Source organism: Massilia agilis, assembly GCF_024756255.1.
Lineage (GTDB): Bacteria > Pseudomonadota > Gammaproteobacteria > Burkholderiales > Burkholderiaceae_D > Telluria > Telluria agilis.
In genome coordinates, this window is record NZ_JANUHB010000007.1 from 147743 (window position 1) to 165439 (window position 17697).

The window sequence follows — 17697 nt, forward strand, 5'->3', positions numbered from 1 at the left end:
TGGGCACTTGTGCCCACCCTACGGCAATTGCCCCCTGTTTGAAACTGAGCATACGAATCATGGACATCACCGCACACATGCAACAACTCGGCCGCCAGGCCCGCGCGGCTTCGCGCGCGATGGCGCGCGCGAGCACGGCCACCCGCAACAAGGCACTGCTGTTGATCGCCGACGCGATCGAGCGCGACGCCGCCGCCCTGAAAGCGGCCAACCAGCAGGACCTGGACGCCGCCCGCGCGGCCGGCCTGGCTCCCGCGCTGCTCGACCGCCTCGCGCTGTCCGACAAGGCCATCGCGACGATGGTCGACGGCCTGCGCCAGATCGTTGCGCTGCCCGACCCGATCGGTGAAATCAGCAACATGAAGGTGCGCCCGAGCGGCATCCAAGTCGGCCAGATGCGCGTGCCGCTGGGCGTCATCGGCATCATCTACGAAGCGCGCCCCAACGTGACCGTGGACGCGGCGGGCCTGTGCATCAAGAGCGGCAACGCCACCATCCTGCGCGGCGGCTCGGAAGCCATCCACTGCAACCGCGCACTGGCCCAGCTGGTGGCCGAAGGCTTGGCCGGGGCCGGCCTGCCGGCGCATGGCGTGCAGGTGGTGGACACCACCGACCGCGCCGCAGTCGGCGCCCTGATCACCATGCCCGAGTACGTGGACGTGATCGTGCCGCGCGGCGGCAAGGGCCTGATCGAGCGCCTGATGAAGGAAGCCACGGTCCCGATGATCAAGCACCTGGACGGCATTTGCCACGTCTACATCGACAGCAAGGCCGATATCGACAAGGCACTACGTATCGCGCTTAACGCCAAGACCCACCGCTACGGCACCTGCAACACGATGGAGACGCTGCTGGTCGCGCGCGACATCGCACCGACCGTGCTGCCGCGGCTGGCCGAGCTGTACGCGGCAAAAGAGGTCGAGCTGCGTGCCGATCCCGCGTCGTACGAGATCCTGCGCGGCTACCCGAACCTGGTCGAAGCGGTCGAAGAAGACTGGCGCACCGAATACCTGGCGCCGATCCTGTCGGTCAAGGTCGTCGCCGGCATCGATGAGGCGATGGAGCACATCAACACCTACTCGTCCAAGCACACCGAAGCGATCGTGACCGAAGACTACAGCGATGCGATGCGCTTCTTGCGCGAGGTGGACTCGGCGTCCGTCATGGTCAACGCCTCGACGCGCTTTGCGGACGGTTTCGAATACGGCCTTGGCGCCGAGATCGGCATCTCCAATGACAAGCTGCACGCGCGCGGGCCGGTGGGGCTGGAAGGATTGACTTCACTGAAGTACGTCGTGTTCGGGCACGGCGAGATTCGCGAATAACAAAAGAAAGCACCGCATGCTCTGGATTAAGGCCTTCCACATCGTCTTTATCGCTTCCTGGTTTGCGGGGCTGTTCTACCTGCCGCGCATCTACGTCAACCTGGCCCAGGAGACCAACGCCGCGGCCACCGACCGCCTGCTCGGCATGGCGCGGCGGCTGTACCGCTTCACCACCATGCTGGCCGTGCCGGCGGTGCTGCTGGGGATCTGGCTGTGGCTGGGCTACGGTTTCAAGGGCGGCTGGCTGCATGCGAAGCTGGCGCTCGTCATTGTCGTGATCGGCTACCATCACGCCTGCGGTTCGCTGCTCAAGAAGTTCGAGCGCGGCCAGAACCAGCGCAGCCATACGTGGTACCGGTACTTCAACGAAGTGCCGGTGCTGCTGTTGATGGCGATTGTGATTCTGGTGGTGGTGAAACCTTTTTAACCACCAAACTTCGAACCGTCGTCCCCGCGCAGGCGGGGACCCATGCCGCGCACGCCACGGAGTCAACGGCTGCCTTGGCGCACAAGTTCTATGGGTCCCCGCCTGCGCGGGGACGACGTGCAAACGGTATTAGTCTTTACTTAAACGGACAAAGGGAACACCGATGACTTCATTTTTCTGCCCCTGCCCGCGCGGCATGGAAGCGGCGCTTGCCGAAGAACTGGGCGAGATCGCCCAGCAAAGCACCACGCTCAAGGTGCACAACCAGGTGCCCGGCGGCGTGCACTGCTCCGGCTCGCTCGTCGATTCGTACCGCATCAACCTGCACTCGCGTATCGCCTCGCGCGTGCTGATGCGCGTTGCGATGTCGAGCTACGACAACGAAAATGACATCTACGACCTGGTGCTGGCCCAGCCGTGGGAAGACTGGTTCAACTGGGACCAGACCATCCGCGTGGACCTCACCGCCGTCAAGTCGCCGCTCAAGAGCCTGGAATTCACCACGCTCAAGATCAAGGACGCGGTGTGCGACCGTTTCCGCGACCAGTTCGGCAAACGCCCGTCGGTCAACACGCGCACGCCGGACATGCGCATCTTCGGCTTCCTCGACCAGCGCAACTTCACGATCTACCTCGACACGTCGGGCGAGGCGCTGTTCAAGCGCGGCTGGCGCGAGGAGACGGGCGACGCGCCGCTGCGCGAGAACCTGGCTGCGGGCCTGTTGCGCGTGGCCGGCTGGAAGCCGGGAATCCCACTGTTCGACCCGATGTGCGGCTCCGGCACGATCCTCATCGAGGCGGCCCAGATGGTGCAGGGCATTCCGCCAGGCGCGCGCCGCCGCTTCGCGTTCGAAAAATTCCGCGACTTCGACCGCGACGCCTGGCAGCAGATCAAAACGGCGATCAAGCCAAATGCGCTGCCGGCCGAACCCACCATCTTCGGCTCGGACATTTCGGGCGACATGGTGGCGATGACGCGCCATAACTTGCGCCGTGCCGGCATTTTGTTCGAAGTGCCGCTCAAGCAGATCGAGGCGCAGCAGGTGCAGCCGCCGGTGGCCACGCCGGGCATCCTGCTGACCAACCCGCCGTACGGCGAGCGCATCGGCGTGCGCGGCGACCGCACGCTGCCGCAGGACGAGATGGCCAACCAGTTCTACGCCAGCTTCTCCACCACGCTCAAGCAGCGCTTTGCCGGCTGGACGGTATTCCTGTTCACGGCCGACCTGGCCCTGCCCAAGCTGCTGCGCCTGAAGGAGGCGCGCAAGACGCCGTTCTTCAACGGCGCGCTCGAGTGCCGCCTGTTCCGCTTCGACATGGTGGCCGGCTTCAACCGCCGCGAGGAAGCCAAACCCAAGCAGGCCTCGCCGCAATCTTGATCCATGCTTCCGACAGAGCCGCCCAACCTGCCCAAAGATCCGGTAACGCCCGTCCCGCTGCCCACACCCCACAAGGTCACGATGCTCAGCGCCGGCGGCCTGGCCACGCTGCTGGCCGGCCTGTCGATGCTGGGGCCGTTCTCGATCGACGCCTACCTGCCAGCCTTTCCGCGCATCGAGGCCAACCTGCACGCGTCCAGCATCGAGGTGCAGCAGACGTTGACGGCGTACATGCTGGCCTTCGCCGGCATGGTGCTGTGGCATGGCGCGCTGTCGGACGCCTACGGCCGCCGCAACGTGATCCTGACCGCGCTGGTGGTGTTCGCGCTGGGCACCTTCGGCTGCGCCGCCTCGCATTCGGTGCACTACCTGTGGGTGTTCCGCATCCTGCAGGGCGTCTCGGCGGGGGCCGGCGTGGTGGTCGGCCGCGCCATCATCCGCGACCTGTATTCGGACGCGCCGGCCGCGCGCCTGCTGTCGATGGTGACGATGATCTTCTCGATCGCGCCGGCCATCGCGCCGGTGCTGGGCGGCTGGATCGTGACGCTGTTCGACTGGCGCGCCATCTTCCTGTCCCTGTTCGCCTACAGCCTGGTGCTGTGGTGGGTCTGCTGGCAGCACCTGCCCGAGACCATGCCCAGGGAGAAGCGCCAGCCGTTCAACCCGCGCTTCGTGGCGCACAGCTACGGCGCGATCTTCAGCTCCTTCCTGTTCCACATGAAGTCGGGCGTGGTGGCGCTGAACTTTGCCGGCCTGTTCCTGTACATCTCGGCCGCGCCGGTGCTCATGCCGGTGCACCTGCACCTGGGACCGTCGCAGTTCGCGTGGCTGTTCATCCCGTCGGTGTCGGGTATCTTCCTGGGCGCGCTGACGGCCAACCGCATGGCCGGCAAGATGAGCTTTGCGCGCCAGATCGGCATCGGCTTCGGTTTCATGCTGTGCGCGGTCACGTTCAACGTGGGCTACCACCTGTTCAACCCGCCGGCGCTGCCGTGGACCGTGCTGCCCATGTTCTTCTTCACCTTCGGCAGCTCGATCATCGCACCGGGCGCCACGCTGCTCGCGCTCGACCTGTTCCCGCACATCCGCGGCACGGTCGCCTCGTGCCAGTCGTTCGTCTCCACGCTGCTGGGCGCGATCGTGGCCGGGGTGATCTCGCCGGCGCTGTCGCACTCGGTGCTGGCGCTGGCGCTGGGCCAGGCCGGCTTTGCGCTGGCGGCGCTGGCGTGCTGGCTGGTGTCGCGCTGGTACCGCTACCGCCAGGCCGCCAATGGGGCCATGTAAACGGCAGGAACGTGGCAAACATGAGAATCTGTGCGGAAACTGTTGTGTTGGAATCACAACTCGTGTATATATGCTAAGCTAAAGTATTTCAGCGGGGAAATGGAACAAGAAACATTTCCATACTCGCAAGATCAGTATTGACAGCAGCTAACCGCCGCCCGCCCTGGGTGGCCCAGCCCGAGACCAATGCACCAACCTGACCAGGACATCCGCAATCGCCTGCTGATCGCGCGCCTGCCGGCCATGCCGCAGATTTTGATCAAGCTGATCGGTCACCTGCAAGCCGACGACCTGGGCATGCCGGAGCTGGCAGCGCTGATCGCGCAGGATGCCGGCATGACCGGCAAGATCCTCGCCGTGGCCAACAGCTCGGCCTACCACCGCGGCACGCGCAGCGCCAACCTGGAGCAGTCGCTGGTCTCGCTCGGCACCGACATGATCAAGACGCTGGTGATCAGCGAGTCGGTGTTCCAGACCTTTAACAACTTCCCCCATTCCGGCAGCACCGACCTGCGCGCGTTCTGGAAGAATTCGCTGACCGCGGCCGTGGTCGCGCGCGAGCTGGCGCGCCGCACCGGCTACGGCTCGCTCGAGGAAGCCTACCTGGCCGGCCTGCTGCACAACGTGGGGCGGCTTGCGCTGCTGGCCACCGCGCCGCGCGAATACGCCTTCAATTTCACCGCGCGCGACGACGAGGACCTGTGCGCGGTCGAGCAGCGCACGCTGCAGATCACCCACACCGAGGCCGGTGCCTGGCTGATCGAGCGCTGGCAGCTCGACTCCTTCCTTGCCGATTCGGTGCTGTACCACCACGAGGCCAGTTCCCGCCTGGAGTCGGCCCATCCCTTGATCCGCATCGTGCGCCTGGCGCACCTGATGGCCGCGCACGCGGACGACGAGGCGGCGCTGCTCGAAGGCGCGGGCCTGTGCGGCCTGGCCCGCCCCGACCTGGACGAGATCCTGGCGCTGGCCGAGCGCCAGGTCATGCAGTCGGCCGAGCACCTGGGCATCGACCTGGCGGGCGCCGACGACATCCCGGCCCCGAGCGCGCAGGCGCCGGCCCAGCTGGACCCGGTCGCGCAGCGCCTGTCCGACGAGATGCGCAACCTGGTGCTGGTCTCCGAGATCGGCCAGGCATTCGCGCGCCAGCAAGGAGAAGCGGGCCTGCTCGAATCGATGGTGCGCTCGGCGCGCATGCTGTTCGACTTCGAGTCGGCGCTGGTGCTGCTCGAGAACCCGACCGGCCAAGCGCTGGTTGGCGCACCGGTTGGCGGCGTGGCCCGCCTGGCCGAATTTTCGATCCCGCTCGCGCGCGGCGGCGTGGTGGCGCACAGCGCGCTGGCGCGCCAGACCGCATTCGTGCGGCGCGACGACCAGGGGCTCGGGCTGGCCGAAGAGCAGCTCTTGCGCATGCTCGGCAGCGACAGCATGGTGTGCGTGCCGCTGGTGGCGGGCGCGCGTTGCCTGGGCGTGCTGGTGGGCGGCTTGCCGGCGTGGCAGTTCGGCGCCGTCAAGAAGCGCGAGCATTTCCTCAAGTCGTTCGGCGCGCAGGCCGCCACCGCGCTCGAGAACACCCTGTCCGAACGCGGCCACGCGCGCCGCCAGCTGGCCCAGGTGGCCGAGGAATACCGCGAAGCCTCGCGCCGCGTGGTGCACGAGGTGAACAACCCGCTCTCGATCATCAAGAACTACCTGTCGGTGCTGGACGAGAAGCTTGCGCGCCAGGAGCCGGTCTCGGGCGAGATGTCGATCCTGAACGAGGAAATCGACCGCGTCGGCCAGCTGATCAACGGCCTGGCGGACCTCAAGCCCGCCGCCACCAGCCCGGACTCGGTGCAGGTGGCCAAGGTCGCGAACGAAGTGCTGCGCCTGTTCCGCACCACCGGCTTCCTGCCTGCGAACGTGGACGTGGTGCTGTCGGTGCAGGACGACGCACGCATCGACGGCGACGCGGACATGCTCAAGCAGGTGCTGGTCAACCTGGTCAAGAACGCGGTCGAGGCACTGGAAGCGACCGGCGGGCGCATCGAAATCACCAGCCGGGGCCTGGTCAACCGCGACCGCACCCTGTATGTGGAGCTGGCCGTCGCCGACACCGGCCCGGGCCTGCCGCGCGACGTGCTGGCCAATCTGTTCTCTGCCGTGAAAAGTACCAAGGACGGCGCCCATCATGGTCTGGGCCTGTCCATTGTCCACAGCCTGGTGAAGAAGCTGCGCGGGCACATCGCCTGCCGCAGCGGCAGCACCGGCACTGCATTTGAAATCCTGCTGCCGGCCGCCACCAGCGCCGGCGTGAGCGCGCCGCCGGCCCTGCCGGCGCGTGTTCTCGGATCAGCCTGAAAATGACCATGACACCGAATACCGCCAGCACCGCCACCATGCTTCACGGCGGCGCCGCCCCGTTCGACGCCGACATGCAGCCGCGCCTGCTGCTGGTGGACGACGAACCGCGCCTGCTGGCGTCGCTCCACGAACTGCTGCGCGACCGCGGCTACCATCTCGTCACCGCCAGCTCCGGCAGCGAGGCGCTGGCCCAGCTGTCGCGGCTGCGCTTCGACCTGGTCCTGCTCGACCTGCGCCTGCCCGACATCGGCGGCCACGAGATCATGGACTTCATCAACGCCAAACAGATCGACGCCGACGTGATCGTGATGAGCGGCGAGGTCGGGATCGACGCGGCCATCGGCGCCGTCAAGCGCGGCGCCTACGACTACCTGCGCAAGCCCTACAGCCGTGAAGAGCTGCTCAAGACCGTGGCCAACGCGCTCGCGCAGCGCCGCCTGAAGCTGGAGAACGAGCGCATCGCCCAGCAGCTGGAAAACTCGGAAAAGATGTACCGCTACCTGGTGGACAGCTCGCCGGACATCATCTACACGCTCAACCACGAAGGCCGCTTCACGTTCGTGAACGACCGCGCCTCGCAGCTGCTGGGCTACACGCGCGAAGAGCTGATCGGCAAACACTACTCGGTGGTGGTGCACGAGGAAGACCTGGAACGCGCGCGCTACGTGTTCAACGAACGCCGCTCCGACGACCGCGCCTCGCGCAACGTCGAGCTGCGCCTGAAGTGCCGTACCGGCAGCGGCCACGAGCGCACCTTCAACAACACGTTGATGACGATCGCGCTCAATTCGATCGGCATGCACGTGCCCGACCACGACGTGAAGAAGCACGAGTTCTTCGGCACCTACGGCGTGGCACGCGACATCACGGACAGGAAGCGCGCCGAGGAACTGATCTCGTACCAGGCCTACCACGACATCCTGACCGACCTGCCGAACCGGATCCTGTTCAAGGACCGCCTGGGCCTGGCGCTGATCCAGGCCAAGCGCAAGGGCACCGAGCTGGCCGTGATGTTCATCGACCTGGACCGCTTCAAGCTGGTCAACGACACGCTCGGCCACGTCAAGGGCGACGAGCTGCTGCAGCAGGCCGCGCTGCGCCTGAAGGAATGCCTGCGCCGCGGCGACACGCTGGCGCGCCAGGGCGGCGACGAATTCACCATCGTGCTGCCGGAACTGCGCGACCGCGCCGACGCCTGCATGGTGGCCGACAAGTTCCTCGAGTGCCTGCACCAGCCGTTCGACCTGGACGGCCACCAGGTGCACATCTCGGCCTCGATCGGCATTGCGATCTATCCGGGCGACGGCGAGACCATCGACGAGCTGCTGCGCCACGCCGACATCGCCATGTACCAGGTCAAGGGGCTGGGCAAGAACGGCCACAGCTTCTACCACGCGTCGATGCAGGATGTATCGACCCAGAAGATCGAACTGGAACGCAGCCTGCGCAACGCGCTCGAGAACGACGAGCTGGAGATGTACTACCAGCCGCAGATCGACGTGGTCACCGGCCGCATCGTCGGCGCCGAGGGCCTGATGCGCTGGAACCACCCGCAGCGCGGGCTGCTGTCGGCCGGCGAGTTCCTGCCGTTCGCGGAGGAGAACGGCCTGATGCTGCCGATCTCGGACTGGATGATCGGCGCGCTGTGCCGCGACATGCTCAAGTGGAACCAGGCCGCGACCGGGCCGGTGCGCCTGTCGCTCAACGTGTCGCCGCAATACCTCGACCGTGGCGACTTCTTCGAGAAGATGCGCGGGGCGCTGGCGCGCTACGGCATCGCGCCCGCCCAGATCGAGGTCGAGATCACCGAGAACATCTGCATCCGCAACCCGCAGTACGCCATCGAGCAGCTCAACAAGCTGTGCCAGCTGGGCGTGTCGGTGGCGATCGACGACTTCGGCACCGGCTACTCGTCGCTGTCGTACCTGCACCGGTTCCCGATCCACACCATCAAGATCGACCAGTCGTTCGTCAAGGAGATCCATGACGAGCATGGCCACTACCCGGTGATCCTGGCGATCATCTCGATCGCGCGCGGGCTGGGCATGAACCTGGTGGCCGAAGGCGTCGAGACCGAGGCGCAGGCGCGCTACCTCGAGGCCAACGGCTGCGCCACCATGCAGGGCTACCTGTACTACCGGCCGATCGCGCTGCCCGACTTTATCGGCGCGCTGCGCGGCCAGGCAGGCGGCCAGGGCGCCGTCGCGATCCAGGCGTAGCGATGGGCGAGGCGGCCAGCATCCACGAAGCCACGGCGGCGGGCAACCAGCGCCCGAGCGCCGAGTTCGTGCGCATGAAGGCGCTGGCCGAGGCGGGCAACGCCAACGCCCAGCACAGCCTGGGCTTCATGTATGTCAACGGCCAGGGCGTGCCGAAGAATTACGAGATGGCCGTCGCGTGGTATCGCATGGCGGCCGCGGGCGGGCTGGCGCAGGCCCAGTACAACCTGGGCGTGATGTTCCAGAAGGGCCAAGGTGTGGCGCAGGACTACCAGCAGGCCTTCTACTGGTACCAGCGCGCGGCCGAGCAGGGCTATGCCGCCGCCCAGTACAACCTGGGCTGGCTGTACGCCAAGGGCCTGGGCGTGGCGGCCGACGTGCAACAGGCGCTGCACTGGTTTGGCCTGGCGGCAGCGCAGGGCGACCCCAACGCGCAGCACAACCTGGGCCTGATGTACGAAGCCGGCCGTGGCGTGCCGCAGGACCAGGACCAGGCCATGCAGTGGTACCGGCGCGCGGCCGAGCAGGGCCATGCGCGTGCCCAGTTCAGCCTGGGCCTGCGCTACGACGGCGGGCAGGGCGCCGCGCGCGATCCGCAGCAGGCCCTGGGCTGGTTCCGCAAGGCCGCCGAGCAGGGCTATGCGCCGGCCCAGTTCAACCTGGCGCTACGCTACGACAAGGGCATCGACCTGGAGCAGGACTCCACGCGCGCCATTCGCTGGTACCTGCGCGCGGCCGAGCAGGGACACGCCAGCTCGCAGTTCAACCTGGCGCTGATCTACGACAGCGGGCATGGCGTGGCGCGCGACGAGGAACAGGCGCTGGCCTGGTTCCGCAGGGCCGCCGAGCAGGGCCACGCCGGCGCGCAGGACAATCTCGGTTTGCGCTACGAGCTGGGCAAGGGTGTGGCGCAGGACCACGCGCAGGCCGCGCACTGGTACCGCCAGGCCGCCGAGCAGGGCCTGCCCGGCGCGCAGTACCACCTGGCGCAACTGTATGACAGCGGCACCGGCGTGCCGGCCGACCCGGCGCAGGCGATCGCCTGGTATGCCAAGGCGGCCGAGCAGGGCTACCTGCGCGCCCAGTTCGACCTGGGACTGCGCTTCGAGAACGGCATCGGCGTGGAGCAGGACCTGGCACGCGCGCTGCACTGGTACCGCCGCGCCGCCGCGCAGGAATACGCGCCGGCGCAGTACATGGTCGGCGCGCTGCTCGACCGTGACGAGGACGGCGGCCACGACCCGCTCGAAGCGTGCGACTGGTACCGCAAGGCCGCCGGGCAGGGCCACGCCCTGGCCCAGTTCGCGCTGGCGCTGCGCCACGACTGCGGCGGCGCCGGCCTGGAACAGGACTACGAGCAGGCCCACGGCTGGTACCTGGCCGCCGCGCGCCAGGGCCACGGGCGCGCACAGTTCAACCTCGGCGTGATGTACGCGAGCGGGCAGGGCGTGGCGCGCGACCTGGTCGCGGCCTGGTGCTGGCTGCAGCGCGCGGCAATGTCGAATGCCCCGGGGGCGGCGCGCTACGCCGAGCGCATCCGCCTGCGCATGGAGCCCGACCAGCTCGAACGCGCGCAGCGCCTGCTGGCCGGCGCGCACACCGCCTAGCGGACGCCAGCCGTCTCGCCGCCGGCTTATACTGTATGCATGTACAGTATCGAGCCAATCCGTCCAGGTCCCGTCCCGCCGCCCGCAGCGCCACGCAGCTTTGCCGAATGGCGCGAGGCCGCGCGCGAGCTGCTGGCTGCCGGCGTTGCGCCCGATGCGGTCGATTGGGCCGCGCCGTTCTCGGGTGCGCCAGCCGCCCGGCCCGCGCCGCATAATGCGTCCATTCAACTGAACAAGCCCGCCCCGGCGCCGGTCTTGCCGCGCTGGCTGATGGACCTGCTGCATGCCGCCGCCTGTTGCCGCGCGCCCGACCGCTGGGCGCTGCTGTACCGGCTGGTGTGGCGCTGGCAGCACGGCGAGCAGGCCGCATCCGACCGCGACCCGGACTGGCAACGCCTGCACGCGATGGTGGCGGCAGTGCGGCGTGAGGAGCACGACATGCAGGACAAGATCCGATTCCACGAGCGCGCGGCAGATGCGGGGCCGCCACGTTTCGTCGCCTGGTACGCGCCGGCGCACGACGTGCTGCCGCAGGTGGCCGAGCACTTCGTCAGCCGCATGGGGCGCGTGAGCTGGATGATCGCCACGCCGGACGCGAGCGTGCTGTGGGACGGCGCCACGCTGCACAACTGCGGCCCGCTGGTGGCCGACGCGGCCGAGCTGACCGGCGACGGCATCGCGCCTTGGCTCGACTACTATCGCAGCGTGTACCCGGCCGGGCCGGGGCAGGGGGCGCAGCGCGTGATCCCGCTGCTGGCCGCCGGCACGCGGCGCGGTTCCGGCGCGGCTGGCGATGATGCGGCCGGCGGCGATCCGGGCCAGCACCCGGCAACGCTCGACGAATGCCGCCGCTGCGACTTGTGGCAGCACGCCACCCAGCCGGTGGGCGGCGCGGGCAGCAAGCGCGCGCGCATCATGCTGGTGGGCGAACAGCCGGGCGACCAGGAAGACATCGCCGGCGCGCCCTTCGTCGGCCCGGCCGGCAAGCTGCTCGACCGCGTGTGCGAGGCGGCCGGCGTGGACCGGCGCGCCGTGTACGTCACCAACGCGGTCAAGCACTTCAAGTGGGAGCCGCGCGGCAAGCGGCGCATGCACAAGACGCCGGCCCAGCGCGAGATCGAGGCGTGCAGCTACTGGCTGGAAAAGGAGCTCGCGCAGGTCAAGCCGCAGGTTATCGTCGCCATGGGCACCACGGCGCTCAAGTCGGTGCTCGGCACCAGCCATGTCACGCTGAAGGACATGCTCGGGCGCGCGCTGCGCCACGAGGGGCGCTGGGTAGTGACCATCTACCACCCCTCGTACGCGCTGCGGGTGCCGGACGAGGCCGCGCGCAAGCAGGCGTTTGCGACCATGGTGGAGGGCCTGCGGATGGCGCAGGAGCTCGTGGACAAGCCCGGCGCCGCCTGAATCAGCTGGCGGCCGCTTGCAGCGCAGGGCTGGCGCCGCGGGCGCGCGCGCCGACCCACAGCAGCAGCAGCGCCATCACCACGAAACGCGCGACGATGCCGACTAGTCCCGCTTCCGGGCCGTAGCTGCCGCCGGTCAGCCAGGCCGGCCCCAGGTCGTGCACCTGCTGCAGGCCGCCCGCGTCCATGCCGCTGACGGGAAAGCCGAGCAGCGGGCCCTGCACGAAGTTCCACGCGAAGTGCAGCCCGATCGGCAGCCACAGGTTGCGCGCCAGCACGAATGCGCCGCCATAGATGACGCCGCCAAGCGTATTGCCCAGCACCGACAGCAGGCTCGCGCCCGGATTGGTCAGGTGGATGCAGCCGAACGCCAGCGCCGACAGGCCCACCGCCAGCGCGGCGCGGCCGCGCAGCACCATGAGCAGGCCCGTCAGCAGCAGGCTGCGCATCATGATCTCTTCCTTGAGCGTGAACGCCAGCTTGACGGGGGCCAGCACCAGCAGGCTGGAACCGGCCGTGGCCGGCGCGGTGGTGATCGCGCCCAGGCCCAGTTCGGCAACGAAGACGCCTCCCATCGCCAGCCCGGTGATCGCCATGCCGGCCAGCAGGTCGCGCCCGGCGGTCGGGCCCCAGCGCAGGCCGAGCAGGTCGAGCACCGGTTCGCCCGCGCGGCGCGCACGCACGATCGCCGCGATGCCCAAAGCCAGCGCCGTCAGCGCCATGAAAATTTCGACCGCCATCCTGAGCGCCATGTCCGCATCCCGTTGTTAATTTGGCGGCAACTGTAGTGGGGATGCTGCCTCTTTGTCAACGTGCAGACGTGACCGCTGGGTACGTGCCAGGTCAAGCGTGCTCCACCAAAAATTTGTCAGCTGAGCACAAAGGCGCGTAGAATGCCGGGTGTCCTTCGCGGGTGTAGCTCAATGGTAGAGCAGAAGCTTCCCAAGCTTACGACGAGGGTTCGATTCCCTTCACCCGCTCCAATAAAGTCAAAGACTCACGTCTTCCCCCCCTTTTTTTCCGCAGAATTCCCGCTCAGCCTGCCTTTCTGGCGTCGTCCTCACGAAGCTTGAGTTCCGGGTGTAGGCACCTTCGCTGAGATCGTCTTGCCCCCTTGTACGAAGTCTTAAAAGCAAAATTAGCTAAGCCGCTCATCTTTTGGGCCCCGTGCGCCCGGCCATTGACCGCCGACCTAAGCGAGCAAAAATGGTTTTTTTGATCATTCGGTGACGTGCGTAAGCTTTTTCTAGATCAAGGGCTGGGAACGTCTATAGAGAACTTCACTTCCCCTGAGGGCGACAGAAGCGCAGACACTGAGCCTAAAAATAGGGGCCGCTATCGGCCAGAAGCGGTCATTCTGCATAAGCGTGGATGAATGATGCGATTGGTCATTCAGGTATCGCGCTTAAGCGACTTGGTTGCCATTGACCGTAAGCAGTGCTTTACGCAATTCCAAATAGAGCCTCTGAAGCTGCTGGGCGGTGACCTCCCGGGGATCATCGGCTAGTTCGAAACACAGCTGGACACCACGATCGGGGTGGAGGACATCGTCACAGTTTCGCGCGACATCTGTGGCACATTTCCCCGTCGCATATTCATTAATATATTGGTAATATCTTCTTAAGCGGTTGCTTGCCGCTTCTGATTAGGAGTATTTCATGCGCAACACTCTCAGGTGCCCAGCTAGCGGAGTCCTCAAATGTCTAATCACTGCTGCAGCCGCATTACTGCTGCACGGGTGCATCACTATCCAACCGGTGACGCCACGTGCCGAAATCCCGAGGGCTGACAGAGGCTACGTGGCTGGCGTCTTTGTTCCCACGTTAGAGGAGTTCGGACTGGGCATCACCAACATGAACGGGGGCGAAGAGACCGTGTTGCCCTTCACGGACCCAAGCCAGAAGTTTCAGCTTGGCGAAAGGCTAACAATGATTCAATTGCCTCCCGGTCGTTATCGCATCTCGAGTTGGCTGACTTACAACAGTTTTTACAAGGAGAAATCGACTCGTAAAGAGCTTCCTCAGTCGGAAAAATTGCAGTTCACGGTGACACCGGGGCGCGTTGCATATCTGGGCAAGTTTTCAGCGTCAAAATCGTTTTCCGGGTTTACTATTCATTTCAAGATCAAGCCGCTGGCAATTACGTTACAGGATCTAACACTCCTGGCGGAAACGTATTACCCCAATTTTGGGATCGCATTATATGACCCGCAACCGGGTTCCCTCTACTAAATCCAGCTGCGATTATGATCCGACTATTCGCTCTCCTCATTGCGCTATCGCTGCTTACCGGTTGTGCGCACACGATTTCGATCACGCCAGGCCTCACTGATATCGAGCCGCCGCCGACGGCGTCTAGGTCGCCTAAAACCGTCGCCCTGTATATTTCCAACGACCTTCGAAACAAGGAAGTGACCACACCGGGCGGCGGCGGCGAAAGCGTCACCTACAAGCCCTATCAAGATCTGGAGCTTAACCTGATTAGGCTTCTCAAAAACAACTTTGCCAGTGCGAAGGTCTTGACGGCACCGCCTGACACTGCGGAGCTGAAACGCCGCGGCGTTGACTTTCTTATTGCGCCTCAGATTTCTACGAACTCATCCTCCGCCGTATGGGCAATTTGGTGGCCCACTGACTTCACAATGACGCTGCAACTTTCGCTGGTTGACTTGAGTTCCGGAGCCACGATTACTAAAGAGGTGACTGGCAACGGACGATTCGTTTTCTCGGAACAACCGCATCCTGCTACGTTCGCCTCGGAGTCGGGTATCCGGGCGGCACGCGAAGCGCTACTAAAAATGCAACGCGTACTTCTTGAAGCCTCGGACTTACGCTGAGTTCGCTCAGCAACACAATTGTTCGATTGCGCAACTTCATGCGGCTGCAATCACTTATATCTACTCCCGGTGGACGCACTGGGCTGTCTACGGATTATTTCTCATCGCGGTGCCCGTGCGATCGATCTAACGGACAAGGTTGAGCCGCCAGGAAGCCCATCGGTAGTCTGCTGATGCGGCCGCTGCCTCCAGCCCAAAAAGCAAAAAGCGGCGCATCGCGCCGCCTTTTCGTGAAACTACGCCTGCTCTCTTCAGGCAGCAGCGCTGGCCTTGCGCAGGATGGCGTACAGCTCATCCTTGAGCACGAGTTTCTGCTTTTTCAGGTCTTCGATCTCGGCCTCGGACACATGCGCTTCCTTGTTCTTGATCTGCTGGTCCAGCTCGTTGTGCTTGTCGAACAGGTTTTGGAAATGGTGGTCCGTCGTCTTCAGTTTCGTGATCAGGTCGCGGTATTCCGGAAACATGATGTACTCCCTCGGTTAATGAATATTGTTGACAAACTCATTCTACGCCCATGGATGAGCACCAGAAAGCATTGAAAAGCCGAGCCCCGGCCCGCGACACATTCAGCCCGGTTTCCCCTGATGCCCGATGTTGACCGCCAATTGCGCGGCAAACGCGCGCTGGTAGGCCGGCCGCGCTTCGCCGCGCGCGACGTAGGCGGCCAGGTTGGGATACGCGTCCAGCAGGCCCGACGCCCGAAGCCGCAGCAGCACCGACACCATCATCAGGTCGCCCGCGCTGAACGTGCCGTCGAGCCAATCGGCATCGCCCAGGCGCGCCGACAGCTGGGCGAGCCGCGCGCGCACGCGCTCCTCGACCAGCGGCATGCGCTCCTTGCTCCACGGCTTGTCCGCTTCGAGAATTCTTGCGGTAACCAGTTCCAGGATCGGTGGCTCGACCGTGTTGACGGCGGCGAACATCCAGCTGATCGCGCGCGAGCGCCCGTTGGCGTCGGCCGGCAGCAGGCCGGCATGGCGCTCGCCGATGTGCAGGACGATCGCGCCGGTTTCGAACAAGGCGAGATCGTCTTCCTCATAGGTCGGTATCTGGCCGAAAGGATGAAGGGCCAGGTGCGCGGGCGCTTTCATCGCCGCAAACGACACCAGGCGCACCTGGTAAGGCTGGCCCACTTCTTCCAGCGCCCAGCGTACGCGCGTGTCGCGCGCCAGCCCCTTGCCGCCATCGGGCGAACGTTCAAAGGCGGTGATGGTGATGGTCATCGTCAAGCTCCTCCAGATAAGTGTCAGGGATACAGGTATGGACGAATGGCCGCAGCCGAATTCGACAACGCGGTGCGTGCCGCGCCTGGCCACATCAGCGTTCGATTGCAGCCGCCTCGAACGGAGCCGCGCGCACGGCCGCCTGGTAGGTCCGGCTCACGGGCACCTGCATCCCGTTGGATAGTTCCAGCACGGTCTTGCCGGCGTCGCGCTTGACCGCGCATACCGCACGGTGCGCCACCCACCAGCTGCGGTGCACCTGCAGCCCGGGTTCGCCCTCCAGCTCGCGCAGGGCGTCGGCCATGCGCATCAGGATCAGGTCGGAACCTTGCGCCGTGATCACGCGCAGGTAATGGTCTTCGGCCTGCAGCGCGAGCAGCTCGCCGCCAAGATGGGCGGGAATCCGTGCAAGGAACGGTGGCGGGACGGGATCAGGTTCGGCCTGCGGGGGCATGTCGGCCGGCACCGGCGATCGGCTGGACACCAGCGGCAGTCCCGCCGGCTGCAAGCGGGTCAGCAACAGCAGCACCACCAGCTGGACCACGGCCACGCTCCCGTACACGCGCGGCATCACCGCCAGCGCCACCGGGTGCCCCAGCCGCAGCAGCGACTCGGCCCACGCCACCGCGAACGAGGTCGGCACTGCCGACAGCAGGGTGACCAGCGGGATGCTCCAGCGCTGTCCCCAGCCGGGCCGGAACCGGGCCAGTGCATGGGCGCACAGCACGATGTTGAGGTAGCCAACCAGCACCAGGCCGACCCAGTAGGCGTAACGCGCAGTGGCGCCAAGCTCGCCGTAGGTGCCGAACGGGCCAATGATCGCAAACATCACGCCCAGCCCGGCGGCAATGGCCAGCTGCGCGAGCATGCGGTGCAGCTTCATTTCGCGATTCGTGGATTGCATCTGTCCGGGCACTGGCGTAAGGCGGTGTCGATTGGCGAATTTGCGCTTGGGCACGTCTCGCGGATTGGCTAAGGTGGCCATTTTAACCACAACAGGAGCCACCATGACCAATCCCTTCCGCCGTTGCCTGATCGCCTTTGCCTTGCTGTCGTCCGCCGTGCTGGCCGGGCCCGCCGCTGCCGACGACGTCGTGCTGCCCGCCGGCATGGCCGAGCTGGCACGCGGCGCCGACGATGCCTGGAACCGCCGCGACGCCGCCGCCATGGTGGCGTTCTATGCCGGAGACGCGACCAGCACCATCGGCAAGACCGAGCTGAAAGGCAAGGCCGCGCTGCTCGACTACTTCACCGGCTCGTTCCGCAATTTGCCGCCCGGACTGACCCACCGCACCGTCGTGCGCCGGCTGGAACGGATCGGCGAACTGGTCGCCACCGACAACGCCGTGTACATCGAAGCGCCCGATGGCGCGCAGGGCAAGCGCGTGCTGCGCGAATTCTTCACCTTCTCGCTGTTGCGCCCGACCGCTGGCGGATGGGAGTTCGTTGCGGTCCGTGCCACGCCGCTGGCACCGCCAGCACCTGCCCCCAGCCGTTAAGGCGCTGCCGGCTTTCAATAATGAACCGCGTGGAACAGCGCGTTTCAGCTGGCGCAAACTTTGTCACGGATGGGCTTGCGCCGGGTAGAACGCCTTCCTAAGCTCCGAGCGAGCTCATACGTTGAGCGTCGCCGGCGCCAGCGCCCGGGC

15 protein-coding genes and 1 tRNA gene are annotated in these 17697 nt (G+C 65.9%); 12 read left to right on the top strand and 4 right to left on the bottom strand.

The features are described 5' to 3' along the window. Positions 1-59: 59 nt before the first annotated feature. From NX774_RS22200 to NX774_RS22235, 8 genes are all read left to right on the top strand, one after another. Entirely contained in the window at positions 60-1325 is a 1266-nt protein-coding gene (locus NX774_RS22200) for a glutamate-5-semialdehyde dehydrogenase (protein WP_258824472.1), read from the top strand. 16 nt (positions 1326-1341) lie between these two features. Beyond that, positions 1342-1752: a CopD family protein gene (locus NX774_RS22205; protein WP_258824473.1), complete on the top strand. Its 411-nt coding sequence runs from the start codon at positions 1342-1344 to the stop codon at positions 1750-1752. A 163-nt stretch (positions 1753-1915) separates the two neighbouring features. Further along, positions 1916-3130 carry a THUMP domain-containing class I SAM-dependent RNA methyltransferase gene (locus tag NX774_RS22210; RefSeq protein WP_441294964.1) on the top strand — a complete coding sequence of 405 codons (1215 nt, stop codon included), beginning with the start codon at positions 1916-1918 and terminating at the stop codon, positions 3128-3130. Between the two features lie 3 nt (positions 3131-3133). After that, a complete protein-coding gene (locus NX774_RS22215; protein WP_258824474.1) occupies positions 3134-4414 on the top strand; it encodes a multidrug effflux MFS transporter in 1281 nt (426 codons plus the stop codon). 186 nt (positions 4415-4600) lie between these two features. Next, positions 4601-6754 carry an HDOD domain-containing protein gene (locus tag NX774_RS22220; protein ID WP_258824475.1) on the top strand — a complete coding sequence of 718 codons (2154 nt, stop codon included), beginning with the start codon at positions 4601-4603 and terminating at the stop codon, positions 6752-6754. 8 nt (positions 6755-6762) lie between these two features. After that, the gene (locus NX774_RS22225; protein WP_370660466.1) at positions 6763-8976 is read left to right on the top strand and encodes a putative bifunctional diguanylate cyclase/phosphodiesterase; all 2214 of its coding nucleotides are present in this window, start codon (positions 6763-6765) and stop codon (positions 8974-8976) included. 2 nt (positions 8977-8978) lie between these two features. Further along, positions 8979-10583: an SEL1-like repeat protein gene (locus tag NX774_RS22230; protein WP_258824476.1), complete on the top strand. Its 1605-nt coding sequence runs from the start codon at positions 8979-8981 to the stop codon at positions 10581-10583. Positions 10584-10622: 39 nt separating this feature from the next. After that, complete coding sequence (locus tag NX774_RS22235) at positions 10623-11990, top strand: UdgX family uracil-DNA binding protein (RefSeq protein WP_258824477.1); 1368 nt, start codon at positions 10623-10625, stop codon at positions 11988-11990. A gap of 1 nt (position 11991) precedes the next feature. On the opposite strand, the gene NX774_RS22240 is transcribed toward NX774_RS22235, so the two are convergent. Further along, positions 11992-12741: a CPBP family intramembrane glutamic endopeptidase gene (locus NX774_RS22240; protein WP_258824478.1), complete on the bottom strand. Its 750-nt coding sequence runs from the start codon at positions 12739-12741 to the stop codon at positions 11992-11994. A gap of 157 nt (positions 12742-12898) precedes the next feature. Between NX774_RS22240 and NX774_RS22245 the strand changes: the two genes are divergently transcribed. From NX774_RS22245 to NX774_RS22255, 3 genes are all read left to right on the top strand, one after another. Continuing rightward, positions 12899-12972 (top strand) — tRNA-Gly (locus tag NX774_RS22245). A 675-nt stretch (positions 12973-13647) separates the two neighbouring features. After that, on the top strand, positions 13648-14220 hold the full coding sequence (locus tag NX774_RS22250; protein WP_258824479.1) for a hypothetical protein: 573 nt from the start codon (positions 13648-13650) through the stop codon (positions 14218-14220). 14 nt (positions 14221-14234) lie between these two features. Next, complete coding sequence (locus NX774_RS22255; RefSeq protein ID WP_258824480.1) at positions 14235-14825, top strand: YajG family lipoprotein; 591 nt, start codon at positions 14235-14237, stop codon at positions 14823-14825. Positions 14826-15076: 251 nt separating this feature from the next. Here NX774_RS22255 and NX774_RS22260 read toward each other — a convergent pair whose 3' ends face one another. The 3 genes from NX774_RS22260 to NX774_RS22270 form a co-directional block, all read right to left on the bottom strand. Continuing rightward, the gene (locus NX774_RS22260) at positions 15077-15289 is read right to left on the bottom strand and encodes an HP1242/YdcH family protein (protein WP_258824481.1); all 213 of its coding nucleotides are present in this window, start codon (positions 15287-15289) and stop codon (positions 15077-15079) included. A gap of 102 nt (positions 15290-15391) precedes the next feature. Then, complete coding sequence (locus NX774_RS22265; RefSeq protein WP_258824482.1) at positions 15392-16048, bottom strand: glutathione S-transferase family protein; 657 nt, start codon at positions 16046-16048, stop codon at positions 15392-15394. A 94-nt stretch (positions 16049-16142) separates the two neighbouring features. Next, entirely contained in the window at positions 16143-16931 is a 789-nt protein-coding gene (locus tag NX774_RS22270) for a LytTR family DNA-binding domain-containing protein (RefSeq protein WP_258824483.1), read from the bottom strand. Between the two features lie 124 nt (positions 16932-17055). Here NX774_RS22270 and NX774_RS22275 point away from each other — a divergent pair, with 124 nt between their 5' ends. Further along, complete coding sequence (locus tag NX774_RS22275) at positions 17056-17547, top strand: nuclear transport factor 2 family protein (RefSeq protein ID WP_258824484.1); 492 nt, start codon at positions 17056-17058, stop codon at positions 17545-17547. Positions 17548-17697 lie beyond the last annotated feature (150 nt).